The 16592-nt window shown below is 52.5% G+C and carries 12 protein-coding genes; 10 read left to right on the top strand and 2 right to left on the bottom strand.

Going from position 1 to position 16592, the window contains the following annotated elements; translation table 11 throughout:
- Positions 1 to 9 precede the first annotated feature (9 nt).
- Complete coding sequence (gene araA, locus OGY68_RS02155) at positions 10 to 1512, top strand: L-arabinose isomerase (protein WP_003829590.1); 1503 nt, start codon at positions 10 to 12, stop codon at positions 1510 to 1512.
- Between the two features lie 105 nt (positions 1513 to 1617).
- Positions 1618 to 2313 (top strand): L-ribulose-5-phosphate 4-epimerase, encoded by a 696-nt coding sequence (gene araD, locus OGY68_RS02150; RefSeq protein WP_042312376.1) that lies wholly within the window; start codon positions 1618 to 1620, stop codon positions 2311 to 2313.
- A gap of 40 nt (positions 2314 to 2353) precedes the next feature.
- On the opposite strand, the gene OGY68_RS02145 is transcribed toward araD, so the two are convergent.
- The gene (locus tag OGY68_RS02145; protein ID WP_069683768.1) at positions 2354 to 2740 is read right to left on the bottom strand and encodes a DUF4751 family protein; all 387 of its coding nucleotides are present in this window, start codon (positions 2738 to 2740) and stop codon (positions 2354 to 2356) included.
- A 574-nt stretch (positions 2741 to 3314) separates the two neighbouring features.
- Between OGY68_RS02145 and polB the strand changes: the two genes are divergently transcribed.
- The 3 genes from polB to rluA all read left to right on the top strand — a co-directional run bounded on the left by polB (position 3315) and on the right by rluA (position 9421).
- Positions 3315 to 5666, top strand: a complete 2352-nt coding sequence (polB, locus tag OGY68_RS02140) for a DNA polymerase II (RefSeq protein ID WP_057068721.1) — start codon at positions 3315 to 3317, stop codon at positions 5664 to 5666.
- Positions 5667 to 5843: 177 nt separating this feature from the next.
- Complete coding sequence (rapA, locus tag OGY68_RS02135; RefSeq protein ID WP_048236149.1) at positions 5844 to 8750, top strand: RNA polymerase-associated protein RapA; 2907 nt, start codon at positions 5844 to 5846, stop codon at positions 8748 to 8750.
- A gap of 11 nt (positions 8751 to 8761) precedes the next feature.
- Positions 8762 to 9421: a bifunctional tRNA pseudouridine(32) synthase/23S rRNA pseudouridine(746) synthase RluA gene (gene rluA, locus OGY68_RS02130; RefSeq protein WP_003018849.1), complete on the top strand. Its 660-nt coding sequence runs from the start codon at positions 8762 to 8764 to the stop codon at positions 9419 to 9421.
- Positions 9422 to 9516: 95 nt separating this feature from the next.
- On the opposite strand, the gene djlA is transcribed toward rluA, so the two are convergent.
- Complete coding sequence (djlA, locus tag OGY68_RS02125) at positions 9517 to 10332, bottom strand: co-chaperone DjlA (RefSeq protein WP_008786173.1); 816 nt, start codon at positions 10330 to 10332, stop codon at positions 9517 to 9519.
- 379 nt (positions 10333 to 10711) lie between these two features.
- On the opposite strand from djlA, the gene lptD reads away from it, so the two are divergent.
- Genes lptD through apaG form a run of 5 tightly spaced genes read left to right on the top strand, consistent with a single transcriptional unit; the run spans position 10712 to position 16592 of the window.
- Positions 10712 to 13066 carry an LPS assembly protein LptD gene (gene lptD / locus OGY68_RS02120; protein ID WP_286616810.1) on the top strand — a complete coding sequence of 785 codons (2355 nt, stop codon included), beginning with the start codon at positions 10712 to 10714 and terminating at the stop codon, positions 13064 to 13066.
- Positions 13067 to 13119: 53 nt separating this feature from the next.
- Positions 13120 to 14406, top strand: a complete 1287-nt coding sequence (surA, locus tag OGY68_RS02115; RefSeq protein WP_003829603.1) for a peptidylprolyl isomerase SurA — start codon at positions 13120 to 13122, stop codon at positions 14404 to 14406.
- Positions 14406 to 15398 carry a 4-hydroxythreonine-4-phosphate dehydrogenase PdxA gene (gene pdxA / locus OGY68_RS02110; protein ID WP_008786171.1) on the top strand — a complete coding sequence of 331 codons (993 nt, stop codon included), beginning with the start codon at positions 14406 to 14408 and terminating at the stop codon, positions 15396 to 15398. The genes surA and pdxA overlap by 1 nt, the downstream gene beginning before the upstream one ends.
- Positions 15391 to 16212 (top strand): 16S rRNA (adenine(1518)-N(6)/adenine(1519)-N(6))-dimethyltransferase RsmA, encoded by an 822-nt coding sequence (gene rsmA / locus OGY68_RS02105; protein ID WP_003829609.1) that lies wholly within the window; start codon positions 15391 to 15393, stop codon positions 16210 to 16212. Before pdxA ends, rsmA begins: the two co-directional genes overlap by 8 nt.
- A gap of 2 nt (positions 16213 to 16214) precedes the next feature.
- The gene (apaG, locus tag OGY68_RS02100) at positions 16215 to 16592 is read left to right on the top strand and encodes a Co2+/Mg2+ efflux facilitator ApaG/CorD (RefSeq protein ID WP_003018867.1); all 378 of its coding nucleotides are present in this window, start codon (positions 16215 to 16217) and stop codon (positions 16590 to 16592) included.

Raw genomic sequence — 16592 nt, 5'->3', positions numbered from 1 at the left:
GACACGACAATGACGATTTTTGATAACTATGAAGTGTGGTTTGTGATTGGTAGCCAGCATCTGTATGGCCCTGAAACCCTGCGTCAGGTAACCCAACATGCCGAGCACGTCGTTAACGCACTGAATACTGAAGCCAAACTGCCCTGCAAGCTGGTATTAAAACCGCTGGGCACTTCCCCTGATGAGATTACCGCTATCTGTCGTGACGCGAACTACGACGATCGCTGTGCAGGGATGGTGGTCTGGCTGCATACCTTCTCCCCGGCCAAAATGTGGATTAACGGCCTGACTATCCTCAACAAGCCGCTGATGCAGTTCCACACCCAGTTCAATGCCGCCCTGCCGTGGGACAGCATTGATATGGACTTTATGAACCTGAACCAGACTGCGCACGGCGGTCGTGAGTTCGGCTTCATCGGCGCGCGTATGCGTCAGCAGCATGCCGTGGTCACCGGTCACTGGCAGGATAAACAAGCGCACGAACGCATTGGCTCCTGGATGCGCCAGGCCGTGTCCAAACAGGATACCCGCCACCTGAAAGTCTGCCGTTTTGGCGACAACATGCGTGAAGTTGCGGTCACCGATGGCGATAAAGTCGCTGCGCAGATCAAGTTCGGCTTCTCGGTAAACACCTGGGCCGTGGGCGATCTGGTGCAGGTAGTGAACGCAATTAGCGACGGTGAAATCAACGCGCTAATCGATGAGTACGAAAGCACATACACCATGACGGCGGCGACGCAAGTCCACGGTGAAAAACGTCAGAATGTCCTGGAAGCGGCCCGTATTGAACTGGGGATGAAGCGCTTCCTGGAACAGGGCGGATTCCACGCCTTCACCACCACATTTGAAGATTTACACGGCCTGAAACAGCTCCCGGGTCTGGCCGTACAGCGTCTGATGCAGCAAGGCTACGGCTTTGCGGGCGAAGGCGACTGGAAAACCGCCGCTCTGCTTCGCATCATGAAGGTGATGTCAACCGGTCTGCAGGGCGGCACCTCATTTATGGAGGATTACACCTACCACTTCGAGAAAGGCAACGATCTGGTGCTCGGCTCGCACATGCTGGAAGTGTGCCCGTCCATCGCGGTGGAAGAGAAACCGATCCTCGACGTACAGCACCTCGGCATTGGTGGTAAAGACGATCCTGCCCGTCTGATCTTCAACACCAAAACCGGCCCGGCAGTGGTTGCCAGCCTGATCGATCTCGGCGATCGCTATCGCCTGCTGGTTAACTGCATCGACACGGTACAAACGCCGCACTCCCTGCCAAAACTGCCCGTCGCTAACGCACTGTGGAAAGCTCAACCGGATCTGCCAACCGCTTCTGAAGCCTGGATCCTGGCCGGTGGCGCGCACCACACCGTGTTCAGCCACGCGCTGGATCTGAACGACATGCGTCAGTTCGCTGAAATGCACGATATCGAGATCGCGGTGATCGATAACGATACCCGCCTGCCGGCCTTTAAGGACGCGCTGCGCTGGAACGAAGTGTATTACGGCTTCAAACGTTAACAACTGCCGGATGACGGCGTAAACACCTTATCCGGCCTACAAGAATGTGCGATTTGTAGGCCGGATAAGCGTAGCGCCATCCGGCAAGATTCATCGGAGAGCATCATGTTAGAAGATCTTAAACGTCAGGTACTGGAAGCGAATCTGGCGCTGCCAAAGCACAACCTGGTGACGCTGACCTGGGGAAACGTTAGCGCCGTCGATCGCGAACGCGGCGTGTTTGTGATTAAACCTTCCGGTGTCGATTACAGCGTCATGACCGCAGACGATATGGTTGTTGTCAGTATCGCCACTGGGGAAGTCGTTGAAGGCACGAAAAAGCCCTCCTCCGATACTCCAACACACCGTTTGTTATATCAGGCATTCCCGAGCATTGGCGGTATTGTTCATACCCACTCGCGCCACGCGACAATCTGGGCGCAGGCGGGTCAGTCAATTCCAGCGACAGGCACCACCCACGCGGACTATTTCTACGGCACGATTCCCTGTACGCGGAAAATGACCGACAGCGAGATTAACGGTGAATACGAGTGGGAAACCGGAAATGTAATCGTTGAAACCTTCGAGAAACAAGGCATTGACGCAGCGCAGATGCCTGGCGTACTGGTGCACTCTCACGGTCCGTTCGCCTGGGGAAAAAATGCCGAAGATGCGGTGCATAACGCCATCGTGCTGGAAGAAGTAGCCTATATGGGGATTTTCTGCCGCCAGCTCGCGCCGCAGCTGCCGGATATGCAGCAAACCCTGCTAGATAAACACTACCTGCGCAAACACGGTGCTAAAGCGTATTACGGGCAGTAAAAGAAATAAGCGCGCAGATAATCTACGCGCTCCTTTATAGTTATTCGCTATAATATTCGGCGAATGAACCTTGGTATACACAATCATTTGAACAGATATAATTAATTACATTATCATAGTGTCCATGAGACTTATTTCCTTCCAGACAATGGAAAAAGACATAATCTGTAATCGTCGCCTGCCACTTCTGCCCGTTCAGCAGATAATTAATCACTGTATCTTTGTGCCCCTTACTTTTGTCATTACCCTGCCAGTGAAAAAAAGCGCTACCATTTTCAATAATTTCAGCATTCCACAACTTACCGTCCCATGTTTTATATAAAATATACTTGCTCACAGTTTTAATCACTGGATTAGAAATCATTGTGTTAACAAACATATAGTTCTGATATTTAATGCCAAGCTGATGTTTGGAAAGAACGTTCATAAAAACTCCATTTTTTCAAAATTAATATCAAAAAGACAAAAAAATGCACAAGCCATCGAAAAAAAATGAAATTATATTCACAGAGAATTTCCCGACAAAATTGAATTGAAACTGTTTATTTAGAACAATAACAATCCCATTTAAATATATTATATTTAAGATGATGACCCAAACATTTCGAATGAAAGTTTTACACTAACAGCTAATAAAAACAAATAAAAATATAATTTTTTCACTAATCCGAGAAATATGTAGCAAAATCAAATGAGCACTATTCCTAAAAATAGAAAAAGTATGAAAGCGAACTTGTAATTAACAATTAAAACATAAACAACGTAATTAATGGAAACTAATGTACAAATACCAGCTATAACATATCTATCTGTAGCCTATCAAAGCTATTTGATTCATATATTGCATATGAAGATAACATTGTCAGGTAGGAATAATTATTTTACTCAGGAAAGCGTATTACGGACAGTAACCTCTTTTGAGCATGACAACTGTATAAAATCACAGCTAATCTATCAGAACCAGGCTATAATCATGCCTGGTTTTTTAATGGATACACAGCGTGGCGCAGGCAGGCTTTATTTTAACCCGGCACTGGCGGGACACCCCGCAGGGAACTGAGGTCTCATTCTGGCTGGCTACAGACGATGGGCCGCTGCAGGTCACGCTCGCGCCTCAGGAGTCGGTCGCGTTTATTCCCACCAGTCAGGTTCCTCGCGTAATGTCATTATTACGCACTGAAAACGGCTATCGCCTGAAATCGCTGCAATTGCAAGACTTCCACCGCCATCCTGTTTCCGGCCTGTATTGCCGCTCACATCGCCAGCTCATGCGGTTGGAAAAACTGCTGCGCGAAAACGCAGTCACCGTCTATGAGGGCGATGTACGCCCACCTGAGCGGTATCTGATGGAGCGCTTTATCACGTCCCCTGTTTGGGTTGAAGGCGACAGACATAATGGCACGCTGGTGAATGCCCGCCTGAAGCCGAACCCTGACTATCGACCACCGCTAAAATGGGTATCGCTGGATATCGAAACCACGCGCCACGGCGAACTCTATTGCATCGGTCTTGAAGGCTGCGGGCAACGTATTGTCTATATGCTCGGCCCGGCAAACGGCGACGCCTCTACGCTTGATTTTGAACTTGAGTACGTTGCAAGCCGCCCGCAGTTGCTGGAAAAACTCAATGACTGGATTGCCCGTCACGATCCTGATGTGATAATCGGCTGGAACGTCGTGCAATTCGATTTACGCGTCCTGCAAAAGCACGCCGAACGTTACCGCATTCCCCTGCGTTTTGGTCGTGATAGCAGCGAGCTTGAGTGGCGCGAGCATGGCTTCAAGAACGGCGTATTCTTCGCTCAGGCTAAGGGGCGCCTGATTATCGACGGTATTGAGGCGCTAAAATCAGCGTTCTGGAATTTCTCGTCATTCTCGCTGGAAACGGTGTCGCAAGAATTGCTGGGTGAAGGCAAGTCGATTGATAACCCGTGGGACCGAATGGACGAAATTGACCGTCGGTTTGCCCAGGATAAACCCGCGCTCGCCACCTACAATCTCAAAGACTGTGAGCTGGTCACGCGCATTTTTCACAAAACCGAGATCATGCCATTTCTGCTGGAGCGCTCGACGGTCAACGGTCTGCCGGTCGACCGTCACGGTGGTTCGGTTGCCGCCTTCGGCCACCTCTACCTTCCGCGCATGCACCGGGCGGGTTATGTGGCGCCGAATCTGGGTGAAGTCCCCGCGCACGCCAGTCCCGGCGGCTATGTGATGGACTCGCGCCCGGGATTGTACGACTCCGTACTGGTGCTGGATTACAAAAGCCTGTATCCCTCAATAATTCGTACTTTTTTAATCGATCCGGTGGGGCTTATCGAAGGCATGGCGCAGCCGGATCCGGAACACAGCACCGAAGGTTTCCTTGACGCCTGGTTTTCACGCGAAAAGCACTGCCTGCCGGAAATCGTTACTCAGATCTGGCACGGGCGCGAAGAAGCAAAACGCCGCGGCAATAAGCCACTCTCGCAGGCGTTGAAAATCATCATGAATGCATTTTACGGCGTGCTGGGCACCACCGCCTGTCGCTTTTTCGACCCGAGACTGGCCTCGTCCATTACCATGCGCGGCCATGCGATCATGCGCCAGACCAAAGCGTTAATTGAGGCTCAGGGTTACGATGTCATTTATGGCGATACCGATTCCACCTTTGTCTGGCTGAAAAAGGCGCACTCAGAAGACGATGCAGCCCGAATTGGTCGGGAACTGGTGAGCTATGTCAACACCTGGTGGGCGCAATCGCTGAAGCAACAAAATCTGACCAGCGCGCTGGAGCTGGAATTTGAAACCCATTTTTGTCGCTTTCTGATGCCGACCATTCGCGGTGCAGATACCGGCAGTAAAAAACGCTATGCGGGGATGATTCAGGACGGTGCAGAGCAACGTATGGTGTTTAAGGGACTGGAAACAGTACGAACCGACTGGACGCCGCTGGCCCAACAATTTCAGCAGGAGCTATACCTGCGAATTTTTCGTAACGAACCTTATCAGGAGTTTGTTCGCGAGACTATTGCCCGTCTGATGGCCGGTGAAATGGATGAACAACTGGTGTACCGCAAGCGCCTGCGCCGCCCGTTAAGCGAATACCAGCGAAATGTTCCACCACACGTTCGTGCCGCGCGACTCGCCGATGAGCAGAATGTAAAGCTGGGGCGTCCACCGCAGTATCAGAATCGCGGAACCATAAAATATGTCTGGACGGTCAATGGCCCAGAACCTGTTGATTATCAGCTATCTGCGCTCGATTACGAGCATTATCTGACCCGCCAGATCCAACCCGTTGCTGAGGGAATTCTTCCCTTTATTGACGATAATTTTGCTACACTACTCACAGGACAACTGGGGTTATTTTGACGCGTGACGAAACCGCCGCCATCCAGTACCATAGCGCCCTTTCCATTCCTGGACCCATTTAACACCACTACCACTGATTTATTAGCCTGGTAGCGGGGTCGTATGCTCTCAATAACGGGGATTAGCCCGGAAAATGACGAGTATTGCCTGCAATTAAAGATATAGAGCCGAACATATATGCCTTTTACACTTGGTCAACGCTGGATCAGCGATACAGAAAGCGAATTGGGACTTGGTACTGTTGTCGCCATGGATGCGCGAACCGTCACTTTACTTTTCTCATCGACGGGCGAAAACCGTCTGTATGCGCGCAGTGATTCCCCCGTGACCCGCGTGATGTTCAATCCTGGCGATACGATAACAAGCCATGAAGGCTGGCAACTGCATGTCGATGAAGTAAAAGAAGAAAACGGCCTGCTTGCCTATATCGGAACCCGCCTGGATACTGAAGAAACCGGAGTCATGCTGCGTGAAGTACTGCTCGACAGCAAACTGGTATTCAGCAAACCACAAGATCGCCTGTTTGCCGGCCAGATTGACCGCATGGATCGCTTTGCTCTGCGCTATCGCGCCCGTAAATTTCAGAGCGAACAATACCGTATGCCGTGGAGTGGGTTGCGTGGTCAACGTACCAGCCTGATTCCTCACCAGCTGAACATTGCCCATGATGTTGGCCGTCGTCATGCTCCTCGCGTTTTACTGGCAGATGAAGTGGGTTTAGGTAAAACCATTGAAGCCGGGATGATCCTGCATCAACAACTGCTGTCCGGCGCCGCAGAGCGCGTGCTGATCATCGTCCCGGAGACATTACAGCACCAGTGGCTGGTCGAAATGCTGCGCCGCTTCAACCTGCGTTTTGCGCTGTTTGATGATGAGCGTTATGCAGAAGCGCAGCACGACGCCTACAACCCGTTTGAAACCGAACAACTGGTCATCTGCTCGCTGGACTTTGCCCGTCGTAATAAACAACGTCTGGAGCACCTGTGTGACGCCGAGTGGGATCTGCTGATTGTCGATGAAGCCCATCACCTTGTGTGGAGCGAAGACGCGCCCAGCCGCGAATATATGGCCATTGAACAACTGGCAGAACGTGTGCCGGGCATCCTGCTGCTAACCGCGACACCGGAGCAGCTGGGCATGGAAAGTCACTTTGCCCGCCTGCGCCTGCTGGACCCTAGCCGTTTCCATGATTTCGCCCAGTTTGTTGAAGAGCAAAAAAATTATCGTCCGGTCGCCGACGCCGTCGCCATGCTGCTGGCAGGTAACAAGCTGAGTAACAATGAGCTGAACATGTTAGGCGACATGATTGGCGAGCAGGACATTGAGCCGCTATTGCAGGCGGCAAACAGCGACAGCGAAGACGCCCAGAGCGCACGTCAGGAGCTGGTTTCGATGCTGATGGACCGCCATGGCACCAGCCGTGTGCTGTTCCGTAACACCCGTAACGGTGTGAAAGGCTTCCCGAAACGCGAGCTGCATACCATCAAGCTGCCGCTGCCGACCCAATACCAGACGGCGATTAAAGTCTCCGGCATTATGGGCGCGCGTAAAAGTGCAGAAGACCGGGCGCGCGACATGCTCTACCCGGAACAGATTTATCAGGAATTCGAAGGCGACACCGGCACCTGGTGGAACTTTGACCCGCGCGTGGAATGGCTGATGGGCTACCTGACCAGCCACCGCTCACAAAAAGTGCTGGTCATCTGCGCGAAAGCCACTACCGCGCTTCAGCTGGAGCAGGTACTGCGCGAGCGCGAAGGCATCCGCGCCGCCGTATTCCATGAAGGGATGTCGATCATTGAACGTGACCGCGCCGCAGCATGGTTTAGCGAAGAAGATAGCGGCGCCCAGGTAATGCTGTGTTCTGAAATCGGCTCCGAAGGGCGTAACTTCCAGTTCGCCAGCAATCTGGTGATGTTTGACCTGCCGTTCAACCCGGATCTGCTGGAACAGCGTATTGGCCGTCTGGACCGTATTGGTCAGGCGCATGATATTCAGATTCACGTTCCGTACCTGGAAAAAACCGCGCAATCTGTGCTGGTGCGCTGGTACCACGAAGGTCTGGATGCGTTCGAACACACCTGTCCGACCGGCCGTACTATCTATGACACGGTCTATAACAATCTGATCGGCTACCTGGCTGAACCAGAAAATACCGAGGGCTTTGACGATCTGATCAAAACCTGCCGCGAACAGCATGACGCGCTGAAAGCACAGCTAGAGCAAGGTCGCGATCGCCTGCTGGAGATCCACTCTAACGGCGGCGAAAAAGCACTGGCGCTGGCTGAGAGTATTGAAGAACAGGACGACGATACCAGCCTGATCGCCTTCGCCATGAACCTGTTTGATATCGTCGGTATTAATCAGGATGACCGTGGCGACAATTTAATCGTGCTGACGCCGTCCGATCATATGCTGGTGCCGGATTTTCCTGGGCTGCCGGAAGATGGCTGCACCATTACGTTCGAGCGCGATGTCGCCCTGTCGCGTGAAGATGCACAATTTATTACCTGGGAGCATCCGCTGATCCGCAATGGTCTGGATCTGATCCTCTCCGGCGACACCGGAAGCAGCACTATTTCGTTGTTGAAAAACAAAGCATTACCTGTTGGTACACTGCTGGTTGAGCTGGTCTATGTTGTTGAAGCGCAAGCGCCGAAACAACTGCAGCTAAACCGCTTCCTGCCACCAACGCCGGTACGCATGCTGCTGGATAAAAACGGCAATAACCTTGCCGCGCAGGTTGAATTCGAAACCTTTAACCGTCAGCTCAGCGCCGTTAACCGCCACACCGGCAGCAAACTGGTCAACGCCGTGCAGCAGGATGTTCATGCCATTTTGCAACTCGGTGAAGCGCAGGTGGAAAAATCAGCCCGCGCGCTGATCGACGCAGCGCGTAAAGAAGCTGACGAGAAGCTGACGGCAGAACTTTCCCGTCTCGAAGCGCTGCGTGCCGTTAACCCGAACATCCGTGATGACGAACTTAGCGCAATTGAAAGCAACCGTCAGCAGGTGATGGAAAGCCTGGATCAGGCGGGCTGGCGTCTCGATGCCCTGCGCCTGATCGTCGTGACGCATCAGTAACGGAGCCATACATGGGGATGGAAAACTACAATCCGCCGCAGGAACCCTGGCTGGTCATCCTGTATCAGGATGAACACATTATGGTGGTCAACAAGCCGAGTGGCTTGTTGTCTGTGCCAGGTCGTCTGGATGAGCACAAAGACAGCGTGATGACACGTATTCAGCGCGATTATCCGCAGGCTGAATCCGTGCATCGTCTGGATATGGCAACCAGCGGCGTGATTGTAGTCGCGCTAACCAAAGCGGCAGAGCGCGAGCTAAAACGTCAGTTTCGCGAGCGCGAACCGAAAAAACAGTATGTCGCACGCGTCTGGGGGCATCCTGCTCCGGCCGAGGGTCTGGTTGATTTACCGCTGATTTGCGACTGGCCAAACAGGCCAAAGCAAAAAGTATGTTATGAGACCGGGAAATCGGCGCAGACCGAGTATGAAGTCGTGGAGTTCGCGGCGGATAACACCGCCCGGGTAGTGCTCAAGCCCATTACCGGACGCTCCCACCAGCTGCGTGTGCATATGCTGGCTTTAGGGCATCCTATCCTGGGCGACCGCTTCTATGCTCCGCCGGAAGCTCTGGCGTTAGCGCCGCGCCTGTTGCTGCATGCAGAGATGTTAACCATCACGCATCCCGAATACGGCAACAGTATGACGTTTAAAGTCCCGGCGGATTTTTAAATTCTGAGCCAATTTATGCCGGGGGCGCTTCGCTTACCCGGCATACATTCATTAACGTAGGCCGGATAAGGCGCTAGCTGCATCCGGCAATTCAATCACTTGAATCCTTTTTGATCCTTAATCAGCTCGTAAGCTTTTTGGATTTCCTGCGCTTTTTGCTTCGCCATTTCCATCATCTCTGGCGGCAGACCTTTCGCAACCAGTTTGTCCGGATGGTGCTCGCTCATCAGCTTACGGTAAGCCCGCTTGATGGTGGTCGCATCGTCGGTCGTTTTCACACCCAGCACATTACAGGCGTCTTCCAGCGTCGGGCCTCGTTGCGCCTGCTGCCAGCCACCGCCGCCAGACTGCTGCTGATATCCGCCGCCAAACTGTGCGCCGCCCTGCATCATGCGCAGGAACTGATCAAATTGGGTGCGTGAGATCCCCAACTCTTCAGCAATCACATACAGCACTTCACGTTCGTTAGGATGCAACGACCCATCGGCAAATGCCGCCTGGATCTGAATCTCCAGAAACATGCGGATCAGATCGAATCGACCAAAACAGACGCTGCGAAACTGACGCATCTTTTCACGTAATGGGTAATTATCCGATTTTCCTACCCGGAAGGCATGTTGTGCAGCCGTTCGCGAGTCACCGTGCAAATTCATCCGATCCATCAACTGGCTGGCGATATGTATATCGGCTTCCGTGACGCGACCTTTGGATTTGGTCAGATGTCCCATCACCTCAAAAGTGGTGGCAAAAAACAGCGCCTGGCGTTCACGTTGGTTGGCGAACCACGCCATTTTGCGCATGCGGGCTTTGTCGAACATGTGGCCAACTAACAGCCCCAGAACCACACCCCAGAAGCCGCCGCCCATCATTAAGGCCACGGCTACACCAATTATCTTTCCCCAATACTGCATAGACTCCCCAAATCTTTCCGCTCTCAGCCAGGCTATGTCCCACAATATAAGGTGCTTTTACCGATTTACGGCTGCGGTCAATTGTGGGACATCGCCTATAATTTGCATTATCATACCTGTCATTCAATGCCGTGCCTAACACCACAAACGCTATACTCGTTGGATTTCGAGTTGCAGCAAGGCGGCAACGTAGTGAGTCCCCTGGAGCTTACCCATGTAAGTGACTGGGGTGAACGAGGAAGACAACGAAGATGCAGCTTGAAAGGTGGCGGGTATAAAATGGGCAGGATTAATACTAGCGAAGTGAAGATGAGATAAGTTAGGCTGTGACCGTTTGTCACGCGCGACGCTACTGATGATGGAACAATAAATACAACGTATGAAAAAACGTATTCCCACTCTTCTGGCCACCATGATTGCCAGCACCCTCTATAGCCATCAGGGCCTGGCAGCCGATCTCGCCTCACAGTGTATGCTGGGCGTGCCGAGCTATGACCGTCCTCTGGTACAGGGCGAGACTAATGAGTTACCCGTCACCATCAATGCCGACAACGCAAAAGGGAATTATCCCGATGACGCGGTGTTTACCGGCAACGTGGATATCGCACAGGGTAACAGCCGCCTGCAGGCCGACGAAGTACAGCTTCATCAGAAGCAGGCTGAAGGCCAGCCGGAGCCAGTACGTACCGTCGATGCGTTGGGCAATGTCCATTATGACGACAATCAGGTTATTCTGAAGGGGCCGAAGGGCTGGTCCAATCTGAATACCAAAGATACCAACATCTGGGAAGGTGATTACCAGATGGTGGGCCGTCAGGGGCGCGGGAAAGCCGACCTGATGAAACAGCGTGGGGAAAACCGTTATACCATTCTGGAAAACGGTAGCTTTACCTCCTGTCTGCCAGGTTCAGATACCTGGAGCGTCGTCGGTAGCGAAGTTATCCACGACCGTGAAGAACAGGTCGCGGAGATCTGGAACGCCCGTTTTAAACTGGGTCCGGTTCCGGTCTTTTACAGTCCTTATTTACAGTTACCCGTCGGCGATAAGCGCCGTTCCGGTTTCCTGATCCCGAACGCAAAATATTCCACCAATAACTATTTTGAGTTCTACCTCCCGTATTACTGGAACATTGCGCCCAATATGGACGCCACCATCACGCCACATTATATGCACCGTCGTGGCGGGATCATGTGGGAGAACGAATTCCGCTACCTCACCCAGGCGGGTGCGGGCTTGATGGAGTTTGACTATCTGAATTCCGATAAAGTGTACGAGGACGAACATCCGAAGGATGACAATTCACGTCGCTGGCTGTTCTACTGGCAGCACGCTGGCGTAATGGACCAGGTGTGGCGTTTCAACGTCGACTACACCAAGGTCAGCGACTCCAGCTACTTTAACGACTTTGACAACAAGTACGGTTCCAGTACCGATGGCTACGCCACGCAAAAATTCAGCGTCGGATACGCGGTGCAGAACTTTGACGCCACGGTATCGACCAAGCAGTTCCAGGTCTTTGCTGATCAGAACAACAGTAGCTACTCCGCTCAGCCACAGCTAGACGTTAATTTCTATCAGAATGACGTCGGTCCGTTCGATACCCGGATTTATGGGCAAGCGGTGCATTTCGTTAATACCAAGGATTACATGCCGGAAGCAACGCGTGTTCACCTGGAACCGACGATCAATCTGCCGTTGTCGAATAACTGGGGCAGTGTCAATACCGAAGCGAAGCTGCTGGCAACGCACTACCAGCAGACCAACCTGGATTGGTATAACACCAATAATGCCACTAAGCTTGATGATTCCGCCAACCGCGTCATGCCGCAGTTTAAAGTCGACGGCAAGATGGTATTCGAGCGTGACATGCAAATGCTGGCGCCGGGTTATACCCAGACGCTGGAGCCGCGCGCGCAGTACCTGTACGTCCCGTATCGCAACCAAAGTCATATCAATAACTATGACTCCTCCCTGCTGCAATCTGACTACAGCGGCCTGTTCCGTGACCGCACCTATAGTGGTCTGGACCGCATCGCTTCTGCCAACCAGGTAACGACCGGGGTCACATCTCGCGTTTATGATGACGCGGCAGTTGAACGTTTTAATATTTCTGTGGGTCAAATCTACTATTTCACCGAGTCTCGCACTGGCGATGACCATACAGAATGGGAGAATGACGACAAAACAGGTTCACTGGTATGGGCTGGCGATACCTACTGGCGCATCTCCGAGCGTTGGGGTTTACGCAGTGGGATCCAGTACGACACGCGTCTGGATAGCATAGCCACCAGCAATAGCAGTATCGAATACCGACGCGACGAAAACCGTATGCTGCAGTTGAACTACCGTTATGCCAGCCCAGAGTATATTAAGGCCGCTGTACCTTCACGTGATGTAACTAACGCCCAGTATGAAAACGGGATTTCGCAGGTGGGCGCAGTGGCAAGCTTCCCGATCGCCGATCGTTGGTCGATTGTTGGTGCTTACTACTTCGATACCAACGTGAACAAAGAAGCAGATTCAATGTTGGGCTTACAGTACAACTCCTGCTGTTACGCCATTCGCTTTGGCTACGAGCGTAAGCTGAACGGTTGGGATGACAAAATGCAGCACGCGATTTATGACAACACGATCGGCTTTAATATCGAACTCCGCGGCCTGAGCTCAAACTACGGTCTCGGCACGACTCAAATGTTACGTTCGAACATTTTGCCGTATCAAAGCGCTTTATGATCTGATTGATTTACAACGTAATCCGCATTGCGGTTAATTGAAATGGAAAAAGTATGAAGAACTGGAAAACGCTGCTTCTCGGTATCGCCATGATCGCGAATACCAGTTTCGCTGCCCCACAGGTAGTCGATAAAGTCGCAGCCGTCGTCAATAACGGCGTCGTTCTGGAAAGCGACGTCGATGGCTTAATGCAGTCAGTAAAACTGAATGCAGGTCAGGCAGGTCAGCAATTACCGGATGACGCTACGCTGCGTCATCAGATCCTGGAACGTTTGATCATGGATCAAATCCTCCTGCAAATGGGTCAAAAGATGGGGGTGAAAATCTCTGACGAGCAGTTGGATCAGGCTATTGCCAACATCGCCAAGCAGAACAACATGACGCTGGATCAGATGCGCAGCCGTCTGGCACAGGATGGCTTAAGCTATTCAACCTATCGTAGCCAGATCCGCAAAGAGATGACCATCTCCGAAGTGCGTAACAACGAAGTTCGCCGTCGCGTCACTATCCTGCCTCAGGAAGTGGATGCCCTGGCGCAGCAGGTAGGCAACCAAAACGATGCCAGCACCGAGCTGAACCTGAGCCACATTCTGATCCCATTACCGGAAAACCCAACGTCTGACCAGGTTAACGCGGCTGAAAGCCAGGCGCGCTCTGTTGTTGATGAAGCGCGTAACGGTAGTGATTTCGGCAAACTGGCTATTACTTATTCCGCTGACCAGCAGGCGCTGAAAGGCGGTCAGATGGGTTGGGGACGTATTCAGGAGCTGCCGGGTATCTTTGCCCAGGCGTTAAGCACTGCGAAAAAAGGCGATATCATTGGCCCAATTCGTTCCGGTGTCGGCTTCCACATCCTGAAAGTCAACGATATGCGTGGCCAAAGCCAGAGCATCTCCGTGACTGAAGTTCATGCTCGCCACATTCTGCTTAAGCCGTCGCCGATCATGACCGATCAGCAGGCGCGTCTGAAGCTGGAACAAATCGCGGCAGATATTAAGAGCGGTAAAACTACCTTCGCGGCAGCCGCTAAAGAGTTTTCTCAGGATCCAGGCTCTGCCAACCAGGGCGGCGATCTGGGCTGGGCTGCAGCGGATATTTTCGACCCTGCTTTCCGCGATGCACTGACCAAACTTAACAAAGGCCAGATGAGCGCCCCGGTGCACTCCTCTTTCGGTTGGCATCTGATCGAACTGCTGGATACGCGTAACGTTGATAAAACTGACGCAGCGCAGAAAGACAGAGCTTACCGTATGCTGATGAACCGTAAATTCTCGGAAGAAGCAGCAACCTGGATGCAGGAACAGCGCGCCAGCGCTTACGTTAAAGTTCTGAGCAACTAATGACTCGAGCTCAACGCGTTGTTATCACTCCCGGCGAACCTGCCGGGATTGGCCCGGACCTGGTGGTTCAGCTCGCCCAGCGCGATTGGCCTGTAGAACTCGTTGTCTGTGCGGATGCAGCACTCCTCAATGACCGGGCAGCGATGCTCGGTTTACCGCTTTCACTCCTCCCCTACTCTCCAGATACCCCAGCCAAACCGCAATCAGCAGGCACATTGACGCTGTTACCGATTGCGCTGCGGGCACCTGTTGTCGCGGGTCAGTTGGCGGTAGAAAACGGGCAATATGTGGTGGATACGCTGGCTCGCGCCTGCGATGGCTGTCTGCAAGGTGAGTTTGCGGCGCTGATCACCGGCCCGGTTCACAAGGGCGTTATCAATGACGCTGGCGTCCCGTTTACCGGACATACCGAGTTTTTTGAAGAGCGCTCACAGGCAAAGAAAGTTGTTATGATGCTGGCGACCGAAGAGCTGCGCGTTGCCCTGGCAACCACGCATTTGCCGCTCAGAGCCGTTGCCGACGCCATTACGCCCGCCCTGCTTCAGGAAGTGATCGGCATTTTGCATCATGATTTACGCACCAAGTTCGGCATTGCCGATCCGCATATTCTGGTGTGCGGTCTTAACCCGCATGCTGGTGAAGGCGGTCATATGGGAACGGAAGAGATAGATACCATCATTCCGGTACTCGATGAACTGCGTGCGCAGGGAATGAAATTAAACGGTCCGCTGCCCGCAGATACGCTGTTTCAGCCCAAATATCTCGACCACGCGGATGCCGTGCTGGCAATGTACCACGATCAGGGTCTCCCCGTGCTAAAATACCAGGGATTTGGTCGCGGTGTGAATATCACGCTGGGCCTGCCCTTTATTCGCACATCCGTCGATCACGGCACCGCACTTGAACTCGCGGGCCGTGGACAAGCAGATGTCGGCAGTTTTATTACGGCGCTTAATCTCGCCATCAAAATGATTGTTAATACCAATGAATAATCGAGTCCATCAGGGCCATTTAGCCCGTAAACGTTTCGGGCAGAACTTCCTCAACGATCAGTTTGTGATCGAAAGTATTGTCTCTGCTATCAACCCGCAGAAAGGTCAGGCTATGGTCGAAATCGGCCCGGGCCTGGCGGCATTGACCGAACCAGTAGGCGAACGTCTGGACAAGCTCACGGTCATTGAACTCGACCGCGATCTGGCAGCACGCCTACAGACACACCCGTTTTTAGGGCCTAAGCTGACGATTTATCAGCAAGATGCCATGACCATGAACTTCGGCGAACTGGCACAAACGATGGGACAGCCGCTGCGCGTATTCGGCAACCTGCCGTACAACATCTCCACGCCGCTCATGTTCCATCTTTTTTCCTATACTGATGCCATTGCCGACATGCATTTCATGTTGCAAAAAGAGGTGGTGAATCGTCTGGTTGCAGGGCCAAACAGTAAAGCGTATGGTCGATTAAGCGTCATGGCGCAGTATTACTGCAATGTGATCCCGGTACTTGAAGTACCGCCTTCCGCATTTACGCCAGCGCCTAAAGTTGATTCAGCCGTTGTGCGTCTGGTCCCTCATACGACGATGCCGTACCCGGTTAAAGATGTTCGTGTGCTGAGCCGTATTACCACCGAAGCGTTTAATCAGCGCCGTAAAACGGTACGTAACAGTCTCGGCAACCTGTTTAGCGTTGAAGTACTGACAGAGCTGGGCATTGATCCGGCGATGCGAGCGGAAAATATCTCTGTCGCGCAATACTGCCGGATGGCTAACTATCTGTCAGAAAACGCGCCATCGAAGGAGAGTTAAACATGATCAATTCGCCCCGAGTGTGCATTCAGGTACAAAGCGTCTACATTGAGGCGCAATCCTCACCTGATGATGAACGTTACGTTTTTGCTTACACCGTAACTATCCGCAATTTGGGGCGAGCGCCTGTGCAGCTGTTGGGGCGTTATTGGTTGATCACTAATGGTCATGGCCGCGAAACCGAAGTTCAGGGTGAAGGCGTGGTTGGCGTCCAGCCCCACATCGAACCCGGCGAAGAGTACCAGTACACCAGCGGTGCGGTGATTGAAACACCGCTGGGCACCATGCAGGGTCATTACGAAATGATCGATGAACAAGGCATCGCCTTTACCATCGATATTCCCGTATTCCGACTCGCCGTTCCAACACTCATTCATTAA

This window comes from Citrobacter sp. Cpo065 (assembly GCF_030332805.1).
Taxonomy (GTDB): domain Bacteria; phylum Pseudomonadota; class Gammaproteobacteria; order Enterobacterales; family Enterobacteriaceae; genus Citrobacter; species Citrobacter portucalensis.
The sequence above is the reverse complement of the archived record's forward strand: the minus strand, read 5'-3'. Positions and strand labels throughout refer to the sequence as shown.